This is a genomic window from Mesorhizobium loti, from assembly GCF_003148495.1.
Classification (GTDB): Bacteria; Pseudomonadota; Alphaproteobacteria; order Rhizobiales; family Rhizobiaceae; genus Mesorhizobium; species Mesorhizobium loti.
On record NZ_QGGH01000006.1, the window covers coordinates 108,808 to 132,431 of the forward strand.

Sequence of the window (23,624 nt, forward strand, 5' to 3'; positions counted from 1 at the left end):
ATGCACATCCTAAGCACAACATCCGCCTCGCTCGACGACCTCGCCGAGCCGGTCGATCTGCGGCAGACGCCGGCGGATGTCGTGGCCCTGTCCTTCACCGACAGCGATCTTGCCGGACTGGCGGCGGCCTGGAAAGCCGATGCTCACCGCCTGCCCTCGATGCGGCTGGCGGCGCTTCGTGACCTGCGCCACCCCATGTCCGTCGACCTCTGGGTCGACAGCGTCGCCCGTCACGCCAAAATCATCCTCGTGCGCATCCTCGGCGGCTACGACTGGTGGCGCTACGGCTGCGATCAGCTTGCCTCGACCGCCCGCGAGCGCGGCATAAAACTGGCGCTGCTGCCCGGCGAATGCCGCGACGAAGACCTAAGGCTGATTGAAGCCTCGACGCTGCCGCGCGAGGAGTTGGACGGCCTACTCGACTATTTCCGCGAGGGCGGCCCGGCGAATATGAGCGCGCTGGTGCATCGGTTGGCGCGGCTGGCGGGGGCGCAGGCAGAAACTGTCGAGCCGGTCGCGGTCCCAAAAGTTGGCTACTACGAACCCAACCGCGGCGTCGTCCCCCTCCCCCTCGAGGGGAGGGTCCGGCCGCAGGCCGGGGGTGGGGTCCTCTCCGAAGCACGCCGAGCTAAAGAAACACCGCGCCCGGTCCTACCGACCCCACCCGGCCCTGCGTGCCACCCTCCCCTCGAGGGGGAGGGAAAGGTCGTGCCGATCCTGTTCTACCGCTCGATGCTGCTGGCCGCCGATGTCGCGCCCATCGACGCCCTCTTTGAAGCGCTCAGCCAGCGCGGCATCGCCCCGGTCCCCATCTTCGTCTCCAGCCTCAAGGACCCGGCATCGCTGGCGTTCGTGGAAACCGCACTCGCCGCGCTCAAACCCGCCGCCATCATCACCGCGACCGCTTTCGCGTCCGGCGCCGAACCCGGCGTCGAAACCTTGTTCGACCGCGCCGGCGTGCCCGTCTTCCAGGTCATCGTCGCCACAACCCGCCGCGACATCTGGGAGAACAACCAGCGCGGCCTGGCGCCCGCCGACCTCGCCATGCATGTCGTGCTGCCCGAGCTCGACGGCCGCATCCTCGCCGGCGCCATTTCCTTCAAGGGCGAGAGTGAGACCGATCCAGCGCTTGGCCACCGCGCCTTCGCCAACCGGCCGGAGCCGGATCGCGTGGCGCAGGTCGCGGACCGTGTCGCGGCCTTCATCCGTCTGCAGGAGACGCCCCGCGCCGAGCGCAAGCTGGCCATCCTGATTCCGGATTATCCGAGCGCTCCTGGCCGCACCGGCTATGCGGTCGGCCTCGACGTGCCGTCCAGCGTGCTGGCCATGCTGCACGACCTGAGGGAACAGGGCTATGGCGTTGAAGGGATTCCGGAGACGCCGCGTGGGTTGCTGGATTTGCTGGAAGCCAGCGATACTGGATTGACCTTGGATAACTACATTGCCTTCTCGACAGAGTTGCCGACTGCGGCAATCGCTGCGGTCGAAGCTGCTTGGGGCAAAGCGGAAGATGAGACGGGTCTGTGCGCCTCGCGCCAACCTTCGCGACCGACCGCCGCCCACTTCCCCTTCCGCGCCACGACCTTCGGCAACGTCACCGTAGCACTCGCCCCAGACCGTGGCCGCTCCGCCGACCGCCGCGCCGACTACCACGACCCAACGCTTCCCCCACGTCATGCGCTGATGGCCTTCGGCCTATGGCTGCGCAAATCGCTCGGCGTCCACGCGCTTGTCCATGTCGGCGCGCATGGCACGCTGGAATGGCTGCCCGGCAAAACCGTCGCGCTCTCGGAAAACTGCTTTCCCGAGATCGTCACCGGTCCCCTGCCCGTCATCTATCCCTTCATCGTCTCCAACCCAGGCGAGGCAGCGCAGGCCAAGCGCCGCATTGCCGCCGTTACCCTCGGTCATTTGCCGCCGCCCCTGACCGGCGCCGGATTGGATGAGGATCAGCACAAGCTCGAGCGGCTGGTCGACGAATATGCCCAGGCCGACGGGCTCGACCGTCGCCGCCGCGACCGCCTGGCCAAGCTGATCGTCGACACCGCGCAAAAGACCGGCCTCGCCTCCGAGGCTGGCGTTGCCAGGACCGACGCGCCCGATGAAGCGCTGCGCCGCATCGACGCCTGGCTCTGTGACCTCAAGGACTTCGCCATCAAGGACGGGCTGCATATCTATGGCCGCGCTCCGGAGGACGAGCCCGACGCCATGCGCCGCCAAAGTGCGGCGTCCGAGAAGGCGGCGCTGCTCGCCGCGCTCGATGGCCGCCACGTCAAGGCCGGTCCGGCCGGCGCGCCCGCGCGCGGCCGTTCCGACGTCTTGCCCACCGGCCGCAATCTGTTCACCTCGGACCCGCGCACCATGCCGACGCCGACCGCCTATGATCTGGGCAAGGCAGCGGCAGAGGAAGTCCTGCGCGGCTACATGCAGTCGCATGGCGACTGGCCGCGCTCGCTGGTCATCGATCTCTGGGGCTCGGCCTCGCTGCGCACCGGCGGCGAGGAGATCGCGCAAGGCCTGGCGCTGATGGGCTGCCGCCCGCAATGGGATTCGGCGACCGGCCGCATCACCGGCATCGAAGTGCTGCCTCCCGCCGCACTCGGCCGGCCGCGCGTCGACGTCACCTGGCGCATTTCAGGCCTGTTCCGCGACATGTTCCCTACCCAGATCGCGCTGATCGATGCCGCCGCCAACGCGGTTGCCGCCCGCGACGAGGAGGATTCTGAAAACCCCCTCGCGGCCAAAACCCGCGCTGACGGCAAGATCAGCCCGCGTATCTTCGGTACCTCGCCCGGCACCTATGGCGCCGGCGTCGAGGATCTTTTGTCCTCGGGCAACTGGGGCGCGCGCGAAGAGATCGGCCGCGCCTATCTCGACGCCACATCGCATGCCTATGGCGGCGCCGAGGGCGAAGGCATCTCCGCGCCCGGCGCCTTCGAGGGCCGCATCGCCGAGGCCGATCTTCTCGTCCACACCGGCGACGACCCCGGCCGCGACATCCTCGAAGGCTCCGCCGACGTCGCTTTCATCGGCGGCTTTTCGGCCGCTTTGGCAACGCTCGGCAGGAATGCCGACGTCATCGTGCTCGACACCACGGACCCGCAAAAGCCGAAGCCGCGCTCGGTCGGCGAGGCCGTATCGCGCGTCGTGCGTGCCCGCGCCGTCAATCCACGCTTCATATCAGGCCAGATGCGCCACGGCCCGCGCGGTGCCTCCGAATTCGCCGAAACCGTTGACCGGCTGGTCGGCTTTGCCGAAACCACCCATGCAATATCGGGAACGCTGATCGAGGCGGTGCATGATGCCTATCTCGGCGATCCCATGGTCCGCGCTTTCATCCTGCGCGAGAACCCTGCCGCTGCCAAAGTCATCGCCGAGCGCTTCCTGTCGGCGCGCCGGCGTGGTCTCTGGCATCCCCTGCGCAATTCCATCGACGACGATCTCACAGCCCTGATTGCCGAGGCGGAAGCGCTTGGGGTGGCGGCATGAACGCCTTCTCGCGTCGTGGCGCCTGTCCGGCCCTGTCGGCGCCGATGCAGACCGGCGACGGCCTGCTGGTGCGGCTCAACCCGGTCGCGGGAGGCCCATCTTCTGGAGGCCCATCTTCTGGAGGATTGTCGCCGAAGCTTTTGATCGGGATAGCCGAATCCGCTTTGCGGCATGGCAATGGCATCATGGAAGTGACAGCGCGCGGCAGCCTGCAGATACGCGGGTTGACCCCTCAAAGCGCGCCTCTGTTGGCGACGGAGGTCGATGCGCTTGATATCGCGGTGCGCACAGGCGTGCCGGTCGAGACCGGGCCGCTGGCCGGCATCGATCCGCAAGAGATCGCCGATCCCCGGCCACTGGCTGAACAGATCAGGGCGGCGCTCGAAGAGGCTGGGCTTGTGCAGCGCCTAGGACCGAAGGTTTCGATCGTTGTGGACGGCGGCGGGCAACTTGGACTGGATGCAGTGACTGCCGATGTGCGGCTTGCTGCAACGCACACCGATGCGGGTATCCGGTGGTGGGTGTCTGTCGCGGGTGACGGGCAGAACGCGAGGCCGCTTGTCACGGCGGGAGACGACGCGGCGCGAGACATTGCCGTTGCGGTGCTGAGGATGGTCGCCGAGAAAGGCCGCGAGGCTCACGCAAGGGATTTGTCGGAGAGACAATTGGCGTCTCTCGCAAGCTGGCATTCTGTGGCGCCCCCCTCCGGCAGGACAGAGGGGGGCGCCGTAGAGCACTCTCGCCGGCCAATTGGCGTCTTCAATGTACGCCACGCCATCGCCCTCGGCATCGCTCTCCCCTATGGCAGCATGCCAGCGGACAAGATCATCGCGCTCGCCCAACACGCCCTCACCCTCGGCACGTCAGAAATCCGCCTCGCCCCTGGCCGTGCCCTGCTGTTCCTCGGTCAACCAACCGCCGCCAACCCATCGCTCCAGCGCACCGCCGCCACCCTCGGCTTCGTCACCTCCCCCGCCGACCCGCGCACGCGCATTGCCGCTTGCCCTGGCACGCCGGCCTGCGCCTCCGGCCGGATCGCCACGCGCGACATTGCCGAGACGATCGCCGCTGAAAACGCCGACATCCTCGACTTCACGCTGCACGTTTCCGGATGCGCCAAGGGCTGCGCCCACCCCGGCCCGCTTGCGCTGACGATAGTCGGCGGCGAAAACGGAGCCGGACTTGTCGTGAACGCGACGGCAAAGGCCCTTCCTGCCGGCTACAGGCCGGGCTATGACGCCGCGCGCGGCATCGGCCGCGTCGCGGCAATGATCCGCAGCACACGATATCAAGGCGAAACCGCCGCCGCTTGCCTGACAAGGCTCGGGCCGGCCGGTATCGCCGAGGCTTACCGACAGGAATGAGCATGGCCGCCTACGACTATATCCATGACGGTACGGCGATCTATGAGCGCTCCTTCGCCATCATTCGCGCCGAGGCCGATCTGTCGCGCTTCTCCGAAGCCGAGGCCGATGTCGCCATCCGCATGATCCATGCCTGCGGCCAGGTCGAAGCATCAAGTCATTTTGTCTTCTCCAGCGATTTCGTTACCGCCGCCCGCGCCGCTTTGGCGGCTGGTGCGCCGATCTTCTGCGACGCGGAAATGGTCTCGCACGGCGTCACCCGCGCCAGGCTGCCGGCGAGCAATGAGGTGATCTGCACCTTGCGCGACCCGCGCACGCACGACATCGCCAGGGAGATCGGCAACACCCGTTCGGCCGCCGCGATCGACCTGTGGGGCGAGCGCATGGCGGGGGCAGTGGTCGCCATCGGCAATGCACCGACCGCACTGTTCTATCTGCTGGAAAAACTGCGCGACGGCGCGCCCAAGCCGGCGGCCATCATCGGCATGCCGGTCGGCTTCGTCGGTGCTGCCGAATCGAAGGATGCGCTGGCCGAGAATTCCTATGGCGTGCCCTATGCCGTCGTGCGCGGCAGGCTCGGCGGCAGCGCCATGACCGCCGCCGCGCTCAATTCATTGGCGAGGCCGGGCCTGTGAATGCCCTTCTCAAAGGTCGTCTCGTTGGCGTCGGCACCGGTCCCGGCGACCCCGAACTGCTGACGCTGAAGGCCGCGCGAGCCTTGTCGGAAGCCGATGTCGTGGCTTATTTCGCCAAGCGCGGCAACAACAGCAACGCGCGCGCCATCGTCGAAGCGCGCTTCCGGCCGGACATGCAGGAATTGCCGCTGCTCTATCCCGTCACCACCGAAATCGACAAGGACCACGACGACTACCGCTCGCAGATCACGGCTTTCTACGAGGAGTCGGCCGAGAAGGTCGCCGAACATCTCCAGGCAGGCAAAACGGTTGCCGTGCTGTCGGAAGGCGACCCGCTTTTCTACGGCTCCTACATGCACCTGCATGTGCGGCTCGCCCATCGCTTCCCGACAGAGGTCATTCCCGGCGTAACTGCCATGTCCGGCTGCTGGTCGCAGACTGGTGTCCCTATCGTCCAGGGCGACGACGTGTTGACCGTGCTGCCCGGCACGATGAGCGAGTTCGAGCTGACGCGCCGGTTGGCGGATACCGATGCCGCCGTCATCATGAAGGTCGGCCGCAACCTACCCAAGATCCGGCGGGCGCTGGAAGCCACCGGCAAGCTGACACGCGCCGTGTATGTCGAACGCGGCACCATGGCCGGCAGCGTCTCGATGAAGCTTGCCGACAAAAAGGACGACAAGGCGCCCTATTTCGCCATCGTGCTGGTCGCCGGCTGGTCCGGCCGCCCCGGGGCTTTGGGAGCGCAAGCATGAGCGGCCGTCTCACCGTCATCGGGCTTGGCCCCGGCAACGCCGATCAGGTCACCCCGGAAGCCAGCCGCGCCGTCACCGAAGCCAAATTCTTTTACGGCTACAAACCCTATCTTGACCGGCTGGAGTTGCGCCCGGATCAGACCCGCGTCGCCTCCGACAACCGCGAGGAACTCGCCCGCTCCAAGGACGCCTTGACCAAGGCTGCCGAGGGCCATGACGTCGCTGTCGTCTCCGGCGGCGATCCCGGTGTCTTCGCCATGGCGGCCGCCGTCTGCGAGGCGATCGAAGCCGGCCCGGCCGAATGGCGTGCCGTCGATGTCGCCGTCGTGCCCGGCATCACCGCCATGCTTGCGGTTGCCGCTCGCATCGGCGCGCCGCTCGGCCATGATTTCTGCGCCATCTCGCTGTCCGACAATCTGAAGCCCTGGGAACTGATCGAGCTGCGCCTGCTGGCGGCGGCCGGCGCCGGCTTCGTCATCGCGCTCTACAATCCGATCAGCAAGGCGCGCCCCTGGCAGCTTGGCCGCGCCTTCGAGTGCCTGGCCGCAATCCTGCCAGGCACCACGCCGGTGATTTTCGGCCGCGCCGCCGGCCGTCCCGACGAGCGCATAGAGGTCTATCTGCTGGCCGATGTCGAGGCTGAGAAGGCCGACATGGCGACCTGCATCATCATCGGCTCGCCGGAAACCCGGATCATCAAGCGCGGCGAAAAGCCGGCGCTGGTCTACACGCCGCGCTCGTCGACGGGACGGACAAAATGATCGACCCCAAGTTGATCAACAATGGCGGCCAGCGCTTCGACGGTTTCAGCCGAGTTAACATCCGGCAGCGCCGGCCTGCGCACCATCACCACCTCGATGCCAAGCGCCCGCGCCGCGGCAATCTTGCCGTAGGTTGCCTCGCCTCCGCTGTTCTTGGATACGACGACATCGATGCGATGCTTTTCGAGCAGCGCGCGTTCCTCCGCCTCGCGAAACGGGCCACGGGCCAACAGATATTCAGCATCGGGCACGGCCAGCTTCGGCTCGACGGGATCGACGCTGCGGATGAGATAATGATGCTGCGGTGCTGCCTCGAAGGCAGCGACCTCTTGCCGGCCCAATGCCAGGAAGACATGGCGCGGCGCCGGTCCAAGCGCGTGCGCGGCATAGCCAAACGTATCGACCTGCGTCCAGCGGTCGCCTTCGACAGGCTCCCAGCCGGGGCGTCGCAGGGCAAGGATCGGTACACCGGCGACGCGCGCGGCTTGCGCGGCATTGGCGGAGATTCGCGCCGCATAGGGATGCGTGGCGTCGATCAGCAGATCTGTGCCCGTCTCCCTGAGATAGACGGCCAACCCATCGGCACCGCCAAAGCCTCCGGTCCGCATCGGCACGCCTTGCGCGACCGGATTTTCGGTGCGGCCAGCCAACGAAAGCATGACCGAGCAATCGGCACGCGCCGCCAGTTTTCCGGCCAGTTGCCGGGCTTCCGTGGTGCCGCCAAGGATCAGAATGCGGTGGGTCATCATGCCTGCTAAGGGTCCGCGCGGCGCCAAGCTCAACTCAAGATGGCTCACCATCATCGGTATCGGCGAGGACGGTTTAGCGGGTCTCGGCGACGAGGCCAAGCGACTGATTGCCCAGGCGGAAGTCATCTTCGGTGGCAAGCGGCACCTCGCCCTTGTCGCCTCCTTCGCCAAGGGCGAGCCGCGCCCCTGGCCGGTTCCTTTCGACGCCGAGATGGCTGACGTGCTGGCGCTTGCCGGCAGGCGCGTCTGCGTGCTCGCCTCGGGCGATCCGTTCTTCCACGGCGTCGGCGCCACCCTCGCCCGCAAGGTCAAGCCACAGGAGATGCATGTCATCCCCGCGCCGTCAGCCGTTTCGCTGGCGGTCGCCCGGCTCGGCTGGGCACTGCAGGACACCGAAACCGTTTCGCTGCATGGCCGGCCGCTCGACCTGATCCGGCCGCTACTGCAGCCAAACGCCCGTATCCTGGCGCTGACGTCTGACGCCGAAGCCCCTGCGGCGATCGCCCGCCTGCTCACCGAACTCGACTTCGGCGCCTCGCGGCTGACGATCCTGGAGGCGCTGGGCGGGTCAAACGAGAGCCGGCGCACGGCCCGCGCCGACGCCTTCGATCTCGAAAACATCAATCCACTCAACGTGTTGGCGGTCGAAGTTGAGTCCGGCCCGGATGCGCGCGTCCTGCCGCTCACGGTTGGCCTTGCCGATCATCTGTTCGATCATGACGGCCAGATCACCAAGCGCGAAATCCGCGCGATCACCCTGTCGGCACTGGCGCCGAGGCGCGGCGAATTGCTGTGGGACATCGGCGCCGGCTCCGGTTCCATCGGCATCGAATGGATGCTGGCCCACCCCTCGATGCGCACTATTGCCATCGAGGCCGATCCGATCCGCGCCGCCCGCATTGGCCGCAACGCCGCCGCCTGCGGCGTTCCCGGCCTTGTCGTGGTGGAGGGCAGCGCCCCCAAGGGGCTGGCCAAGCTGGACACGCCTGACGCGATCTTCATTGGCGGCGGCGGCAGCGATGCCGGCGTCTTGAACGCTGCCGTCAAGGCCCTGCGCCCTGGCGGCCGTCTTGTGGCCAACGCGGTGACGCTGGAGATGGAAACCTTGCTTCTTGCCCGCCATGTCTCGCTTGGCGGCGATCTCACCCGGATAAACATCTCCCGCGCGTCGCCGGTCGGCGCGATGCAGGCCTGGCGGCCGGCCATGCCGGTCACCCAATGGAGCTGGGTGAAGCCATGATGGTCGTGGGCATAGGCTGCCGAAAGGGCGTGAGCGTCGAGGATGTGCTTGCGGCGATCGAGACCGCGCTCGAAGCGCATGGCATGACGATGACGGCTCTTTCGGCACTGGCGACTGCCGCGCTCAAGAAGGATGAAGAAGCGATCTCTGCCGCTGGCCGCGTGCTGAGTCTTCCGGTCATCGTCGTCGATGACGCCACGCTTCAGGCCGCCTCGTCGGACACGCTCAGCCATTCCGACCTCTCGCAGGATGTTGCCGGCACGCCATCGGTTTCCGAGGCATCCGCCCTTGCCGTCGCCGGCAAAGGCGCCAGGCTGCTCGGCCCTCGCACGGTGCTCGGCCCGGTCACCTGCGCCATCGCCATCAGCGGAGATGCGCCATGACCGTTCATTTCATCGGCGCCGGTCCGGGTGCTGCCGACCTCATCACGCTGCGCGGCGCCAGGCTGCTGGCGAGCTGCCCAGTCTGCCTCCACGCCGGATCGATCGTCGCGCCCGAATTGCTGCAGCACTGCGCGCCGGGGACAAAACTGATCGACACCGCACCGATGTCGCTTGACGAAATCGAGGCCGCCTATCTCGAGGCCCACAAGGCGGGCCATGATGTCGCCCGCCTGCATTCCGGAGACCTGTCGGTGTGGAGCGCCGTTGCCGAACAGATCCGGCGGCTGGAAAAGCACGGCATTCCCTACACGCTGACGCCGGGCGTCCCCTCCTTCGCCGCTGCCGCCGCCGCACTTCGTCGCGAACTGACCATTCCGGAAGTCGCGCAAAGCCTGGTGCTGACCCGCATTTCCGGGCGCGCATCAAAAATGCCGCCCGGCGAAACGCTGGCCGGCTTCGGCCGCACCGGCGCCACGCTGGCCATTCATCTGGCCATCCACGCCATCGACCGCGTCGTCGCCGAACTGACACCGCACTATGGCGGCGATTGCCCGGTGGCGATCGTCTTCCGCGCCTCCTGGCCAGACGAACGCGTATTGACCGGCACGCTGGCGACCATCCAAGCGCTGCTCGCCGCCGATCCGATGGAGCGCACGGCGATCATCTTCGTCGGCCGCTCGCTGGCGGCGGAAGGTTTTGGCGAGAGTTCATTGTACGACGCCCATTACCAACGGCGTTTTCGCGGACGGGACGGATTGTGAGCGGCAGCACCAAAAACACCGGCGAAAACGCCACGCTCGAACAGGCTTTGTCCCGGCTGAATTTCAAGCCGCGCCGCCTGGACCCGGGCCACGTCTGGCTGGCCGGCGCCGGCCCCGGCGACCCCGGCTGCCTGACCCTGGAAGTGTTGGCGGCGTTGGCCGAAGCGGATGCATTGGTCTACGACGCGCTGGTCTCATCGGATGTCGTCGCCGTTGCTGAAAATGCCGAGCTTTTCTTTGCCGGCAAGCGCGGCGGAAAACCGTCGATGAAACAGGACGACATCACTGCATTGCTGGTGCGGCTGGCGCGCGACGGCCGCCGCGTCGTCAGGCTGAAGGGCGGCGACCCCTATATTTTCGGCCGTGGCGGCGAAGAAGCCCTGGCGCTGGCGCGTGAAAATATCCCGTTCCGCGTCCTGCCCGGCCTGACCTCGGGCCTCAGCGCGCTGGCCGCGACCGGCATCCCGGCCACCATGCGCGGCATCAACAAGGCGGTGATCCTGGCGACAGGCCACGCAGCCGGCACCGATGACGATCTCGACTGGGCAACAATCGCCCGTACCGGCCAGCCTGTCGTCGTCTATATGGGCATGGCGAACCTGCCCTTGATCGCCGCGGCACTGCTCGACGGCGGGTTGGCGCCGTCAACACCGGCGGCAGTGATCGTCGCTGCGACGACGCCGCAGGAACGAACCGTCGTCGCCACGCTCGCCACCATTGCCGAGGAAGCGGCCACCGCCGGTCTTGCCTCGCCGGCGCTGATCGTCGTCGGCGGCATCGTCGCCATGCGCGCGGCACTGGTGGGGGAAGCATGACCGCCCGCGCCATCATCATCGGCGCGCCGCGCTCGGGCTCCGGCAAGACCAGCGTGACCATCGGCATCCTGCGCGCGCTCGCCCGGCGCGGGCTGAAAGTACGCGGCGCCAAATCCGGCCCCGACTATATCGACCCCGGCTTCCACACCGCCGCCACGGGCCTGTCCGGCGTCAACCTCGACAGCTGGGCGATGCCGCCATCCCTCCTCAACGCGCTGGCAGCGCAAGCCGCCGGTGACACCGATTTCGTCATCCTCGAAAGCGCCATGGGCCTGTTCGACGGCATTCCGGCCTCGCCAGGCCGCACCGGTTCGGCGGCCGACCTGGCGCGGCTCTATGGCTTGCCGGTGCTGCTGGTTCTCGACGTCTCCGGCCAGTCGACCACCGCAGCCGCCGTCGCCAAGGGTTTTGCCACCTACGATCCTGATGTGCGCATGGCCGGTGTCGTGCTCAATCGGCTGGGCAGTGAGCGGCACCGCAAGCTGTGCAGCGAGGCCATCGAGGCGATCGGCCTGCCGGTCGTCGGCGCCATCCTGCGCGATCCCACGCTCAATTTGCCGGAGCGCCATCTCGGCCTCGTTCAGGCCGGCGAATATGACGACCTGATGGCGCATCTCGACCGGCTGGCCGACATGGCGGAAAGGTCGCTCGACCTCGATGCGATCATGGCCCTGGCGACGCCCCTCACCCCGGCGTCTGGCGGCTTTGCTGACGCGCTAGCGCCGCCCGGTCAGCGCATCGCGCTGGCCGAGGATGCCGCCTTCACCTTCCTCTACCCGCATGTCGCCGCCTACTGGCGCAAAGCCGGTGCCGAAATCGTCCCGTTCTCGCCGCTCGCCGACGAGGCACCCGACGCGGATTGCGATGTCTGCTGGGTGCCCGGCGGCTATCCCGAGCTTCACGCCGGCCGGCTCGCTGCAGCGGAGACTTTCAAAGCCGGAATGGCAAGATTTGCGGCGAAGAAGCCCATCCATGGCGAGTGCGGTGGTTTCATGGTGCTGGGCGAAGCCCTGGAGGATGCGTCAGGCGAAACGCATGCGATGCTCGGCCTGCTCGGCCATTCCACCAGCTTCGCCAAGCGCAAGATGAACCTCGGCTATCGCGAGGCGCGACTGCGTGCCGATTGCCCGCTGGGCTCAGCTGGTGCACTGATCCGTGGCCACGAATTCCACTATGCGCAGATGACCTCTACCGGTAATGACGAGCCGCTGGCCGACCTTGCCGATGGTCAGGGCAATCCGATCGGCGCCTCGGGCTACCGGCGCGGCCATGTCAGCGGCACCTTCTTCCATGCGATTGCGAGGGGCTAGAGCATGAAGTTCAAGAACCTGGCCCTTTCACCACGGCAGGTCGTCGACGACATCGCGCTCTGCCTGGTCTTCTTCACCCGTCTGCCGCTGCCTGGGTTCGACTTTCGCGGCCGCAGCCTTGCCGCCGCGATCTGGGCGGCCCCCATCGCCGGCCTCGTCGTCGGCCTGATCGCCGCCATCGTCTTTGCCACGGCGGAACGGTTTGGCCTTGCCATGGGGCCGGCGGCGGCCCTCGCGCTTGTGGCAACTCTGCTCACCACCGGCTGTCTGCATGAGGACGGGCTATCCGACGTCGCCGACGGTTTTGGCGGCGGCAAATCACGCGGCAGCAAACTCGAGATCATGCGCGACAGCCGCATCGGCGCTTATGGCGCGGCGGCGCTGGGCCTGTCACTGCTGATCCGCTGGAGCGCGCTGTCGGAGTTCGTCGAGCCTACACAGGCGCTGTTTGCCCTCCTGGCCGCGCACGCGGCCTCTCGCGGCCTGCTTGGCGCCTTCATGCATCTCTTACCCCCAGCGCGGATCGACGGCCTCTCGGCCGATGCCGGCACTGTCTCGGTCGAAACGGCAACAGCCAGCGCCGTGCTCGGCGCGATTCCGCTCCTCTTGCTCGGGCTCGGCGGCGCCGTTTTCGCGCTCATCCTGCTTGGCCTGCTGTTTGCCGCATTCCGCGCCCTTTGCCTCAACCAGATCGGCGGCCAGACCGGCGACACGATCGGCGCACTGCAGCAGGCAAGCGAAATCGCGGTGCTGCTCGTCGCTTCCGTAGCCCTTTCCTGATTCCCTTTTGGCCTGATTCCCTTTCGGAGACTTTACCCCCATGCCCTTCAAATCACTCGAAGAACTGCGCGCCGCCTGCCTCGAACTGCCGGCCGGCAGCGATACCGCTGCAAACGCGGTCGCACGCCGCCAGGACACGCTGACCAAGCCGCAAGGCAGCCTTGGCCGGCTGGAGACCATCGCCGCCTGGCTGGCGCGCTGGCAGGGCCGCGACATGCCGAAACTCGACCGCGTCAAGGTTTTCGTCTTCGCCGGCAACCACGGCGTCACCGCGCAAGGCGTCTCGGCCTATCCCTCGGAAGTGACCGTGCAGATGGTGGCAAATTTCGCCGGCGGCGGTGCCGCCATCAACCAGCTTGCCCGCATGGCAGGTGCCGAACTCGACGTTATCCCGCTCGATCTCGACCATCCGACCGGCGATTTCACGCAAGTACCGGCAATGGACGAAGAGGCGTTTCTCGCGGCTGTCTCCGCCGGCTACGACGCGGTGACAAAAGATCTCGACCTGATCTGCTTCGGTGAAATGGGCATCGGCAACACGACGCCGGCGGCTGCCATCTCAGCAGCCCTGTTCGGCGGCGGTGCGGAAAAATGGACCGGGCGCGGCACCGGCGTCGATGACGCCGGCTTGAAGCGTAAGGTCGTCGCCATCGAAGCCGGCCTGAAGCGTCACGCGGCCACCCTCGCCGACCCGCTTGCTATCGCTGCCGCGCTCGGCGGCCGCGAACTCGCCGCCATCTTCGGCGCCACGCTGGCTGCCCGCCATCTCGGCATACCCGTGCTGCTCGACGGCTTTGTCTGCACCGCCGCCGCGGCCCCGCTGGCAAAGCTGCACCCGACCGGCCTCGCCCACACAATCGCCGCTCACGTTTCGGCCGAATCAGGCCATCGCGGGCTGCTCGAAGCGCTCGGCCTGCCGCCGCTGCTCGATCTCGGCATGCGGCTCGGCGAAGGCTCCGGCGCCTGCCTGGCCGTCAACATCGTCCGCTCGGCGCTGGAGTGCCATGCAAGGATGGCGAGCTTTGCCGAGGCCGGCGTGTCGGAGAAGTAGGCCACATCCCGATCGGAGTGCGGATAAGCCTGTAGACGTCAGCGGAACCAGATCCGGGCCGCCACGTTTCTGAGCGCGGCTCGGAGATGACCGGAATGGGCAAGTCTGCAATCCGAGCGGCCTCGCCCGGAATTTGGCCTCTGCAACTGTTGAACTTTTTCATGGCTGATGCCCAGGCCGGCATCGGGCCGTTTCTCGGCGTGTTCCTTTTGGCGCATGGCTGGGCGAGCGGCGGCATCGGCATGGTCATGACCATTGGCGGCGTGGCCGGCATGCTGATGATCACACCGGCCGGTCTCGAGGGGAAACATTCCGGGCCGTGCGTCTTTGCCAAATTTGCAAACATCAGGGTGGCAGGGTCGCCCCCATTTCCCTCCGCCAGCCCGCCAGCCCGCCTGCCAGCGCCGCCAGGGCGCGCGGGCCGCATCGTCGGGCCAGCCACAGCGGCCAGCGCTTGCCGCGCGCTGTAGGGCCGCTATTTCCAGAACTCAATCACCTGATCGGTATCGACCTCGGCAAACAAGATCGCCGCGCCGAGCACCACCGCATGGTCGTGCCGAAACTGATCCCGGATCGGCGCGCGGTCGGGATTGAGCGTGTCCATGGTCTCGACAAAATCCAGCGTCGCCCTCGTCGCATGCGCCCACAGATCGCCGACGAGAAGCTTGAAGCGATCCGGGTGCGGAACCGGCCCGATCAGCTTCGTGCCTAGCCCCGTGATTTGCCACGCGAGGCCGGCGGTGCTGGGATGACTCCCTGCTTCCGAATAGAGATCGAAGCTCTGTTTGAGATCGTACTTCGCCAGCCCGCGCAGCTTCTCAAGCTCCTTACGGACCAACCCAAAGCCGAATTTGTTGTAGCGCTCCTTGCCGAGGCTCTCGAACCATTCCTGCGCATCGGCAGGCCGATAGCGAAAATACTCGATCAGTTGGTGGCATTCCACCAGATCGCGAATCTGATGGCTGGCGGGAGACCAGAAGCCGGCCAAGGCCAGTTGGCCGGCGGCCCCGCAATTGTTGATGATGCGCACGCCGAGGTCGACGACGATAAGAGTGGCCCGCTCGGCATTCCAATTCCCGCCGAGAACAACGTCTTGGATCAGCCGAACGCATCCGGACGTGCCGGCGCGGAAGGCATCGCCGAGGTTACCGTTTTGGATCAGCGGAAGGTGCTGCGCCTCGACGGCGCTGACATTGAAAAGCATCTGCCCTTGCCCTTGTCGGCAGCGAATCGCCACCGGGCACACATTATACGCGCCTATCGCCCCGCCCGTTTCCCGTGGAACCCTCCGGCGCGATCCTCACTGTAATTATTTACAGTGACCGGCGACGATCCGCTCGTGCAGCCGCGCGACGCGACCAGCCGGCCCAGCCATGTGATCATTGTTCGAGCCATTCGCCATGCGCCAGACAGTCGTCTTGCTGACATTCGCTGCGCGGCGATCTCGGCGCGCGACAGGCCGTGCGATTCTAGGCCGGCAATCATCGAGGCGAATGCATCAGGCATGGCCGAAAGTGGCACGGCTGGCGTGAAAGGGAAAGCGCCGCGCCCAAAATCGGCTTGCGCCCAAATCACGTTTTCCGGGCTTCGGCTTGTTTGTGGGTTTCCACCTAACGCCTTGGTATCTTTGACGTTTTTGGTGGGTGCGCACAGGATTGAACTGTGGACCCGCTGATTAAGAGTCAGCTGCTCTACCAACTGAGCTACGCACCCACTCGGCCGGCAAAAACCGGCGTTGGCGGGCATATAGCCGCCACCATCGGTCCTGTCCAGCCCTGCCGGAATCATTTCCCGACAAATCGCTTAAGTGCCGCAGATGGTCAGACGAACAGCTTGCCCTCCGCCACCTTGATCGCATTGCCGCCAATGCGCGCCGAGGCCAGTTTGCCGCCTTGCACGGTCAGTTCGAGGCGGATGCGCGAAGGCCGGCCCATCTCCAGCCCCTGCTCGATCCATAGCTGCGAAATGCCGTCGGTCGGCGCGTCGAAATGCATGATGGCGCCGGCAAAGGCAGCTGCCGCCGAGCCGGTCGCCGGATCCTCATAGGAAGGTGTGCCAGGTACGATCATGCGCACATGGAAGGCGCTTTCGTGGTTCACCGTCTCGCGGCAGTAGACATAGGGGCTGGCGAAGGCCCACTCGCTCTTGCGCGGCGCCAGTTCCGACCACGCCTGGTTGTCCAGCCGGACCCGGCCCGCCGCCTCGAGATTGGCAACCGGGATGGTCACATAAGGAACGCCGGCCGACCAGAACGCGACGCGGTGATTCTCGAAGCCGATCTCGTGCGGCGTCAACCCAAGGGCCGCACCGATCGCTTCCGGATCGGCCTCGAGCTTTAGCGGCTCCGGCAGCTTCGCCAGGTCGAACTCGGCAAAGGTGTTGCCGTCGTGCTTGCTGACGGCGCAACGCACCGGGCCGATATTCTCCTCCAACACGAAGATGCCGGCGCCGCCCTCTTCCGCCAGTTCGGCCAGTGCAATCGCGGCGCCAACCGTCGGATGGCCGGCGAACGGCATTTCATAGTCGGGCGTGAAGATGCGGATGCGGTTTCGATGCTTTGGATTGTCCGGCGGCAACACGAAAACCGATTCGGACAGGTTGAATTCGCGCGCGATGGCCTGCATCGCGGCCGCGTCCAATCCCTTGCTGTCCAGCACGATGGCCAAGGGGTTGCCGGCCAGTCGCTCGGTCGTAAACACATCGTAGAGCAAGTAATTCCGGGTTTTCATTCCTGCCTCAATCCCAACATGGGCGAAATTTAATTTGATATTTGAACCAGTAAGCCTGATCTGTGCACAGATAGGGACATTGCGCATTATAGGGGTCCAGCGTGGACCAGATTGTCAATCTGCCAAAGACGGAATCGGATTCCGCCATCGAGACGGCGCTTGGGCTCGACAGGCAAGGTCTGCGCAAGTCGCGTCGTCGCGGCTGGCTCTATGCGCTGCTGGCGCTGATCGTGCTCGCCACCGGGCTTGGCGCCTATCAATGGTATGCCGGCTCGCCGGCCAGGATTGATTACACCACGGTGCCTGCCGCCAAGGCCGACCTCACCGTCGCGGTGTCGGCGACCGGCACGCTGCAGCCCCTCACCCAGGTCGACATTTCCAGCCAGCTCTCCGGCATCATCCGTTCGGTTTCGGTCGAGGAGAACCAGCAGGTCAAGAAGGGCGACGTGCTGGCGGCGCTCGACACCGCCAAGCTGCAGGTGCAGATCGAACGGGCGGAGGCCTCCGCCAAGGGCGCGGCAGCCAATGTCGAGGACGCCACGGTAACGCTGACCGAAAACGAAAAGGCGCTTGTCCGCGCGGCGGCACTGACCAAGCGCGGCATGGCGACCGACCAGTCGCTCGAGGCCGCGACCGCGACGCGCGACCGTTCCAAGGCGGCGCTCGACAGCGCTCAGGCCAATCTCGCCATCGCCAATGCCGATCTGAAATCGCAGCAGACCGACCTTGCCAACAGCACCATCTATGCGCCGATCGACGGCATCGTGCTGACGCGCTCTGTCGATCCCGGCCAGACGGTCGCCTCTTCCCTGCAGGCACCGGTGCTGTTCATCATCGCCGCCGATCTCAGAAACATGGAACTGGTGGCAGCGGTCGACGAGGCCGACATCGGCGCGGTCAAATCCGGCCAGCATGCCCGCTTCACGGTGGATGCCTTCCCCGAGCGGCCGTTCGATGCCGAGATCCGCGACATCTCCTATGCCTCGGTCACCACCGACGGCGTCGTCACCTACAATGCGCGGCTTGAGGTCGACAACAACGAGCTGTTGCTGCGGCCCGGCATGACCGCCACCGTTTCGGTCGTCACCAAACAGGCCAAGGGCGTGCTCACCGTGCCGGCCACCGCCTTCCGCTATCGCCCGGCGCAGCAGGCCGCACGCGGCTGGAGCCTGAGCGACCTGTTCACCGGCCGCATGGGTCGCCCCGGCGGCAACCGCCAGCGCCAGGCCGCCACAGTGCCCACCGATGGCTCGCGCACCCTCTATGTGCTGGAGAACGGCCGTCCGCACCCGGTCAACGTCAAGATCGGCTCAACCGACGGCGAACTGACCGAGGTCCTTTCGGGCGTGGAAGAAGGCGCACAAATCATCACCGCGTCGCAGCAGCGGAGCTGATACCGTGGCTGCGGGCGCGACCCTCATCACCTTCGACAAGGTCTGGAAGAGCTACGGCCAGGGCGAGGCCAAGGTGCATGCGCTGGCCGGCGTCGACCTTGCCATCCGGCGTGGCGAATTCGTCGCCATCATGGGGCCGTCCGGCTCCGGCAAGTCGACGGCGATGAACATCATCGGCTGCCTCGACACGCCGACGGCCGGAACCTATTCCTTCATGGGCATCGACGCCGGCCGGCTCGACCGCAACCGCCGCGCCATGCTGCGCAACCTCTATGTCGGCTTCGTGTTCCAAGGCTACAATCTGCTGGCCCGCACCACGGCGGCCGAAAACGTCGAACTGCCGCTGATCTATCGCGGCGTGGCCAGCCGCGAGCGCCGCGACCTTGCCATGCAGGCATTGGCGGAGGTCGGCCTTGTCGGCCGCGAGCACCACACGCCGGCCGAACTGTCCGGCGGCCAGCAGCAGCGCGTGGCCATCGCACGCGCCATCGTCACCCGCCCGACGCTGCTCGTTGCCGACGAGCCGACCGGCAATCTCGACACCGCACGCACGCACGAGATCATGGAATTGCTGACCCGGCTGAACACCGAGCTTGGCCTGACCATCGCCATGGTCACGCATGAGGCCGACGTCGCCGACTATGCCGAACGCACCATCCGCTTCCTCGACGGCCACGTCGCCTCGGACACCATGAAGCTGGAGATGGCACAATGATCTGGGAAACCGTTCGCCTCTCACTCCGCTCGATCCGCCGCAACGTGCTGCGCTCGTTCCTGACCTTGCTCGGCATCGTCATCGGTGTTGCCGCCGTCATCGCCATGCTCACCATCGGCTCCGGCACCACTGAAAAGGTCAAGGCCGACATCTCCAAGCTTGGCAGCAATCTGCTGGTCGTCCGCTCCGGCCGTCCGGCCGGCCCCGGCGCTCCGGGCGGGCTCGACCAGGTGGTGCGTCCGCTGGCCGAAAAGGACCTGGCAGCACTCGTTGCGCACCTGACCGGCGCGCGCGCCATTTCGCCGGCCTCGCAAAAGCAGGTCCGCGTCATCTTCGGCACCGAGAGCCTGACCTCGGGCGTCACCGGCACCGACAGCGCCTATCTCGATGCGCGCGACTGGAAGCTGGTGTCGGGCCGCCCGTTCAGCGATTCCGAGACCCGCTCAGGCACCGGCGTGTGCCTGATCGGCGAGACGGTGCGCCAGCAGTTCTTCGGCGCCGGCGACCCTGAGGGCGAGATCATCCGCGTCAACCGAACCTCCTGCAAGATCATCGGCCTGCTCGAGCCCAAGGGCTATACCGGCTTCGGCCAGGACCAGGACAATGTCGTCCTGATGCCTCTGCACGCCTATCAGCGCCGCATCGCCGGCAACCGCGACATCGACAACATCTACATCGCCGCCGACGACCGCACGCCGACCAGCGAGTTGCAGCCGCGCGTCGAGGACATCTTGCGCGATGCGCGCCGCATCACGCCCGAGCGCGAGAGCGATTTCGCCATCCGCGACATGACCCAGATCGCCGACGCCATGGCCAGCGCCACCACCACCATGACCGGCATGCTGGGCGCGGTTGCCGGCGTCAGCCTGCTGGTCGGCGGCATTGGCATCATGAACATCATGCTGGTCTCGGTCACCGAGCGCACCCGCGAGATCGGCATCAGGCTGGCCATCGGCGCGCATGAAAAGCACATCCTCATCCAGTTCCTGGTCGAGGCCACGGTGCTGTCGCTGCTCGGCGGCATCATCGGCATCCTGATCGGCCTGGCGCTGGCCGGCCTCGCCTCGGTGACGCTGACCATCCCGTTTGCGCCGAGCCCTGCGGTCATCCTGCTCGCCGTCGGCTTTTCGGCGCTGATCGGCATGGTGTTCGGCTTCTTCCCGGCGCTACGCGGCGCCAGGCTCGACCCGATCGACGCGCTAAGGCACGAGTAACCGTTATCCACAGCCTTGGGTACACGCGTACGTCGACAGCACTGTCGGCATCCGACCCTAATGTGCTAGACTGGTTTCACTGTTTCACGGACACGCAGAACTTTGTTTTGACGCTATTCTGGATGTAAAACCGTTTCATACTTTCCCTAGAATAGCTCTGGGCAAGGTGTCTCTATTCGAGGAACAATACATGCATGTGGCTGAACGCACGCTGCGCATAGTCCACACGGGATTTGACCGCTAGCGCGATGGTGCTCATAAACCCCCGCCTGACGGACTATTTCGGAATTTCCACGCCGCAAGCACAGCTGGATTTTGCCATCCCTTTTTTCAACGAGGACATTCCGCTTTACGTCGATCCGTTCCTCCTTTGGGCCTCTCCGTCACAACAGGATCAAGCGCTTCACACCGCCGTTATCAACGCCTTCAATCAGCTAGGTCAGGTCTTTCTTCAGGGAGATCAAAAGAAGGCCGTTAGAACATTGGTTGCCGCATCCGAGTGTGACGAGGTTGGTCTCGGCGCTTCGGCCACGAGAAAGGGCAAGCGCCTGGGAGAGACGAAGGCGCACGAAATTCTCTCGCTGTTCAAAACTATCCCACAATACGGTAGCGCTGGATTCCGCCACTTCGAGGAGATCCAGTTTTTCATCGACGGTATTTCGAAAGATAGAATCAGCGATATCACCTGCAGCTTCACAAAGTCATTTCTCGTCGACTACACCATCGAGCAGTGTCGTCGGCATGGGATTCCCCTGAAGGACCACACTCTCCCTCATGTCTACGACTACCGCAAAAACGAGTTCAAACCGGAAGGCGGTGTCCAACTCCCTTTTCATCCGGATACGCACGCTCCGCTCATTCTAGTGCCTAAGCGCTGGCTTCGCTTCGGGCCTTGGATTTCTTACGACGACTACTTCCAAGGACATTGTCCACAGGATGACATCTCGCACGAGGCAGACAAACTTGATCGCGTGGATGTCCTGAATTTCAACCGTGCGAATTACAACGTGGTCGATGCCTACATCAGGGAGAAGGAGCGGACGTTCGAAGATTGCAAAAGCGATCCGCTCTTTGCCCAGATTCCGGTTATTTCCGCTCGCCGCAAGCTGGCCGCGATTAAGAAATTGCCTTCAGGCAAAAATGATAACGCCGACCGCGAATACGAGAAAATGATTGGAGAGCTATTTCCCTCGCTACTCTATCCCCAGCTTGATTTCGCCGCAGTCCAGAGCCGAACGGACAGCGGTTCGCTCGTACGCGACCTCATCTTTTACAACTCCCAGTCCGATCCCTTTCTCAAAGGTCTATTCGACGACTATGCTTCAAAACAATTGGTCTTCGAGCTTAAGAACGTTCGGGAAGTCAGCCGCGATCATGTGAACCAGCTCAACGGTTACATGACCGACAGCTTGGGCAAATTCGGTGTATTGGTTACGCGCAATCCACTGACCGCAGCCCGAAAGCAACGAACAATCGATCTCTGGTCTGGTCAGCGCAGGAGTATCATCACGCTCACTGACGCCGATGTCGAACAGATGGTGGAACTGTTCGAAAGCAAACAGCGACTACCCATCGACGTGATTAAAAAGAAATATATTGAATTTAGGCGAGATTGCCCAAGTTAGGATTGAAAAATGGCTTTGACGTTTGAGCAAATAGAAAAGCTGGAAAAGATCTCCGGACAGATGGATGGCCTTCACAAGGAGATCACAACACTTGTGAAGAAGTCTCCCAATGATGGCTTGAACAAGTTTAAGTTGAAATTCGTCAATGCCGTCCTTGCGGAAGCGAACGATATTTTGGAGTCGACACACAGACCCTTGGCGGATTTCGACCAGTTCGATGCGGACGATGTTCCGACCACAAGTGATGTCGCCTTTATCCTCGGGCAGTACATCGAAGAGCTTGAGCGCAAACGGGCTGACAACATAAAACGTGAACCAAGCGGGGTTTGGATCTATCGGATCGAAGGATCGAGCGTGACGGTCCGAACAGCGCCACCGAAAAAGATACAAGAGAAAAAGTGATGTCAAACAAGTACTATACTACCGAGGCGAAAGTCCGACAGTACGAGGCCGTGATCGGCGTCTTCACGGAGCTTTTCAAGGAACTGAAAGACCTCGGAAAAAAGAAGCCGGAGGGGACACTCAGCGCTAGCAAGGTGAAGCTCATAAATCGCGTTCTAGCGGATGCCGTGAATTTTCTGGAAGGCGCTCCCGACCACAAATATCTCGATCTTTTAGATAGCGATGCGTTGCCGCAGTACGGTGACGCTATTCTGATCCTCTCGCAATATGAAGGTGCCTTAAAATCGTTCTACGAGCGGCACTACGGATATCAGAGCGGTGTCGGCGACACGTGGCTCATCCAGCCTAAGAAGAATGGCTGAACGCGATCCGTGGCCGACGGCAGATATTTGTCTTGGGTGGAGAAATGCGGGATGAGCAAGAAGGCGCGACTGATCCTGGCGATGGTCATCATCGAGGCCTTCCTTGCAGGCATCTGGTGGTATCTCGCCCGCTACGGCATGGCCAATCCAGATCGCGTCACAGCCGATTTTCAGGCAGTCGTCGGCCAGACCATGGGAATGGCGATGGGCGGCTTGCTGGGCATCGGCTTTATCCTGTTCCTCGTCGCCGCCCGCAACGATCGCAAGGATGCGCAGAACAAGACGCGCGGTTAGAGCAATTCCAGGAAAAGTGTGAAGCGGTTTTCCCGGGAAAAGCGCATAGCGCTTTCCCTTGGGAATTGCGTCAAACCAAAGAGTCCTCGCCCGAAAAATGCCACTCGATCAGCGGCTTCATATGCGGTGACAGCCCGACCGGCAGGTCGGCGGCATGACGGATGATCACCGGTCCCTCGATCTCCGGCTCGGCCTCGGTGGCGACGAAGGCCGAGATGCGCCGGGCGATCTCGTCAGCGGGCGCTGTCTCGTGATAGCGGCGGAAGATCACCGTGCCGCTGTTGGTCGACAGGGCGTGCCAGTGCTTGCCGCGTTCGGCACCTGACAGGTCGAGGCCGGTTTCCTCGCGCACCTCACGGATCATGTTGAAATCGACGTCGACCTGCCCGTCGCGAAAATCAACCGGCTCGAACGAGCCGGCGGCGAAATAGACGCGGCCGGCATTGACTGTCTGCAGGCCCATACGGATCGCCACCAGTGCATTGTCGCCAGCCACCAGCACTGCATGCGCATAGGCGTGCTCGGCGCCCGAATTCTCGCGCCGTTTTCGCCATAGCATGAAAGTCGAATAGGTGACCGCATGACAGCGGCCAACGAGACGGTTGTCGCGGTAGGCGAGTTGCGACAGCAGCACCACTGTGCCGTCGAATAGCGCCGGATTGGCCGCGATCTCGCGCTGCCAGTTCTCGGCGATCGCCTCTGCATTATCCAAGGCGAAGGGGTGCGGGTCGGGATCGAGCCGGACGTCGACGGCGTCGACCGGCAGGATGACATTGCGCGGCAGGTCGAAACTCAT

24 protein-coding genes and 1 tRNA gene are annotated in these 23,624 nt (G+C 64.7%); 20 read left to right on the top strand and 5 right to left on the bottom strand.

Annotated features, from left to right (window positions below; genetic code table 11):
- Genes cobN through C8D77_RS22425 form a run of 5 tightly spaced genes read left to right on the top strand, consistent with a single transcriptional unit; the run spans position 1 to position 7,004 of the window.
- Entirely contained in the window at positions 1-3,489 is a 3,489-nt protein-coding gene (gene cobN, locus C8D77_RS22405; protein ID WP_109667993.1) for a cobaltochelatase subunit CobN, read from the top strand.
- Positions 3,486-4,853, top strand: coding sequence for a precorrin-3B synthase (gene cobG, locus C8D77_RS22410; RefSeq protein ID WP_109667995.1), 1,368 nt, complete (start codon positions 3,486-3,488; stop codon positions 4,851-4,853). The genes cobN and cobG overlap by 4 nt, the downstream gene beginning before the upstream one ends.
- 2 nt (positions 4,854-4,855) lie before the next feature.
- On the top strand, positions 4,856-5,488 hold the full coding sequence (locus tag C8D77_RS22415; RefSeq protein WP_109667997.1) for a precorrin-8X methylmutase: 633 nt from the start codon (positions 4,856-4,858) through the stop codon (positions 5,486-5,488).
- The gene (locus tag C8D77_RS22420) at positions 5,485-6,243 is read left to right on the top strand and encodes a precorrin-2 C(20)-methyltransferase (RefSeq protein WP_109667999.1); all 759 of its coding nucleotides are present in this window, start codon (positions 5,485-5,487) and stop codon (positions 6,241-6,243) included. Before C8D77_RS22415 ends, C8D77_RS22420 begins: the two co-directional genes overlap by 4 nt.
- On the top strand, positions 6,240-7,004 hold the full coding sequence (locus C8D77_RS22425) for a precorrin-3B C(17)-methyltransferase (RefSeq protein WP_109668002.1): 765 nt from the start codon (positions 6,240-6,242) through the stop codon (positions 7,002-7,004). Before C8D77_RS22420 ends, C8D77_RS22425 begins: the two co-directional genes overlap by 4 nt.
- Here the strand turns inward: C8D77_RS22425 and C8D77_RS22430 are convergent.
- Entirely contained in the window at positions 6,968-7,750 is a 783-nt protein-coding gene (locus C8D77_RS22430) for a cobalt-precorrin-6A reductase (protein WP_109668454.1), read from the bottom strand. The two genes, C8D77_RS22425 and C8D77_RS22430, sit on opposite strands and share 37 nt — an antisense overlap.
- A 1-nt stretch (position 7,751) precedes the next feature.
- On the opposite strand from C8D77_RS22430, the gene cbiE reads away from it, so the two are divergent.
- The 8 genes from cbiE (at position 7,752) to C8D77_RS38385 (ending at position 14,563) form a co-directional block, all read left to right on the top strand.
- The gene (cbiE, locus tag C8D77_RS22435) at positions 7,752-8,993 is read left to right on the top strand and encodes a precorrin-6y C5,15-methyltransferase (decarboxylating) subunit CbiE (RefSeq protein WP_109668004.1); all 1,242 of its coding nucleotides are present in this window, start codon (positions 7,752-7,754) and stop codon (positions 8,991-8,993) included.
- Entirely contained in the window at positions 8,990-9,376 is a 387-nt protein-coding gene (locus C8D77_RS22440) for a cobalamin biosynthesis protein (RefSeq protein WP_109668456.1), read from the top strand. The genes cbiE and C8D77_RS22440 overlap by 4 nt, the downstream gene beginning before the upstream one ends.
- A complete protein-coding gene (cobM, locus tag C8D77_RS22445; protein ID WP_109668006.1) occupies positions 9,373-10,137 on the top strand; it encodes a precorrin-4 C(11)-methyltransferase in 765 nt (254 codons plus the stop codon). The genes C8D77_RS22440 and cobM overlap by 4 nt, the downstream gene beginning before the upstream one ends.
- Positions 10,134-10,952: a uroporphyrinogen-III C-methyltransferase gene (cobA, locus tag C8D77_RS22450; RefSeq protein ID WP_109668011.1), complete on the top strand. Its 819-nt coding sequence runs from the start codon at positions 10,134-10,136 to the stop codon at positions 10,950-10,952. Before cobM ends, cobA begins: the two co-directional genes overlap by 4 nt.
- The gene (locus C8D77_RS22455) at positions 10,949-12,262 is read left to right on the top strand and encodes a cobyrinic acid a,c-diamide synthase CobB (RefSeq protein WP_109668014.1); all 1,314 of its coding nucleotides are present in this window, start codon (positions 10,949-10,951) and stop codon (positions 12,260-12,262) included. The genes cobA and C8D77_RS22455 overlap by 4 nt, the downstream gene beginning before the upstream one ends.
- 3 nt (positions 12,263-12,265) lie before the next feature.
- Entirely contained in the window at positions 12,266-13,042 is a 777-nt protein-coding gene (gene cobS, locus C8D77_RS22460; RefSeq protein WP_109668016.1) for an adenosylcobinamide-GDP ribazoletransferase, read from the top strand.
- A gap of 40 nt (positions 13,043-13,082) precedes the next feature.
- Positions 13,083-14,093 (top strand): nicotinate-nucleotide--dimethylbenzimidazole phosphoribosyltransferase, encoded by a 1,011-nt coding sequence (cobT, locus tag C8D77_RS22465; RefSeq protein WP_109668018.1) that lies wholly within the window; start codon positions 13,083-13,085, stop codon positions 14,091-14,093.
- Between the two features lie 161 nt (positions 14,094-14,254).
- A complete protein-coding gene (locus tag C8D77_RS38385) occupies positions 14,255-14,563 on the top strand; it encodes a hypothetical protein (RefSeq protein ID WP_245951854.1) in 309 nt (102 codons plus the stop codon).
- Between the two features lie 5 nt (positions 14,564-14,568).
- On the opposite strand, the gene C8D77_RS22475 is transcribed toward C8D77_RS38385, so the two are convergent.
- The 3 genes from C8D77_RS22475 to C8D77_RS22485 form a co-directional block, all read right to left on the bottom strand.
- Positions 14,569-15,297 carry a hypothetical protein gene (locus C8D77_RS22475; RefSeq protein ID WP_109668021.1) on the bottom strand — a complete coding sequence of 243 codons (729 nt, stop codon included), beginning with the start codon at positions 15,295-15,297 and terminating at the stop codon, positions 14,569-14,571.
- A 433-nt stretch (positions 15,298-15,730) separates the two neighbouring features.
- Positions 15,731-15,806: transfer RNA gene (locus C8D77_RS22480), tRNA-Lys, on the bottom strand.
- 107 nt (positions 15,807-15,913) lie between these two features.
- Positions 15,914-16,822, bottom strand: a complete 909-nt coding sequence (locus tag C8D77_RS22485; protein ID WP_109668023.1) for a PhzF family phenazine biosynthesis protein — start codon at positions 16,820-16,822, stop codon at positions 15,914-15,916.
- A gap of 101 nt (positions 16,823-16,923) precedes the next feature.
- Here C8D77_RS22485 and C8D77_RS22490 point away from each other — a divergent pair, with 101 nt between their 5' ends.
- From C8D77_RS22490 to C8D77_RS22520, 7 genes are all read left to right on the top strand, one after another.
- Positions 16,924-18,216: an efflux RND transporter periplasmic adaptor subunit gene (locus C8D77_RS22490; RefSeq protein ID WP_109668025.1), complete on the top strand. Its 1,293-nt coding sequence runs from the start codon at positions 16,924-16,926 to the stop codon at positions 18,214-18,216.
- Between the two features lie 4 nt (positions 18,217-18,220).
- On the top strand, positions 18,221-18,931 hold the full coding sequence (locus C8D77_RS22495) for an ABC transporter ATP-binding protein (RefSeq protein ID WP_109668027.1): 711 nt from the start codon (positions 18,221-18,223) through the stop codon (positions 18,929-18,931).
- Positions 18,928-20,145, top strand: a complete 1,218-nt coding sequence (locus tag C8D77_RS22500) for an ABC transporter permease (protein ID WP_109668030.1) — start codon at positions 18,928-18,930, stop codon at positions 20,143-20,145. The genes C8D77_RS22495 and C8D77_RS22500 overlap by 4 nt, the downstream gene beginning before the upstream one ends.
- A gap of 248 nt (positions 20,146-20,393) precedes the next feature.
- Positions 20,394-21,770, top strand: a complete 1,377-nt coding sequence (locus tag C8D77_RS38390) for a hypothetical protein (RefSeq protein WP_109668032.1) — start codon at positions 20,394-20,396, stop codon at positions 21,768-21,770.
- A 9-nt stretch (positions 21,771-21,779) separates the two neighbouring features.
- The gene (locus tag C8D77_RS22510; protein WP_109668034.1) at positions 21,780-22,172 is read left to right on the top strand and encodes a hypothetical protein; all 393 of its coding nucleotides are present in this window, start codon (positions 21,780-21,782) and stop codon (positions 22,170-22,172) included.
- Positions 22,172-22,534 (top strand): hypothetical protein, encoded by a 363-nt coding sequence (locus C8D77_RS22515; RefSeq protein ID WP_109668036.1) that lies wholly within the window; start codon positions 22,172-22,174, stop codon positions 22,532-22,534. The genes C8D77_RS22510 and C8D77_RS22515 overlap by 1 nt, the downstream gene beginning before the upstream one ends.
- Positions 22,535-22,585: 51 nt before the next feature.
- Positions 22,586-22,828 (top strand): hypothetical protein, encoded by a 243-nt coding sequence (locus tag C8D77_RS22520; RefSeq protein WP_109668038.1) that lies wholly within the window; start codon positions 22,586-22,588, stop codon positions 22,826-22,828.
- A gap of 70 nt (positions 22,829-22,898) precedes the next feature.
- On the opposite strand, the gene C8D77_RS22525 is transcribed toward C8D77_RS22520, so the two are convergent.
- Complete coding sequence (locus C8D77_RS22525) at positions 22,899-23,624, bottom strand: hypothetical protein (protein WP_109668040.1); 726 nt, start codon at positions 23,622-23,624, stop codon at positions 22,899-22,901.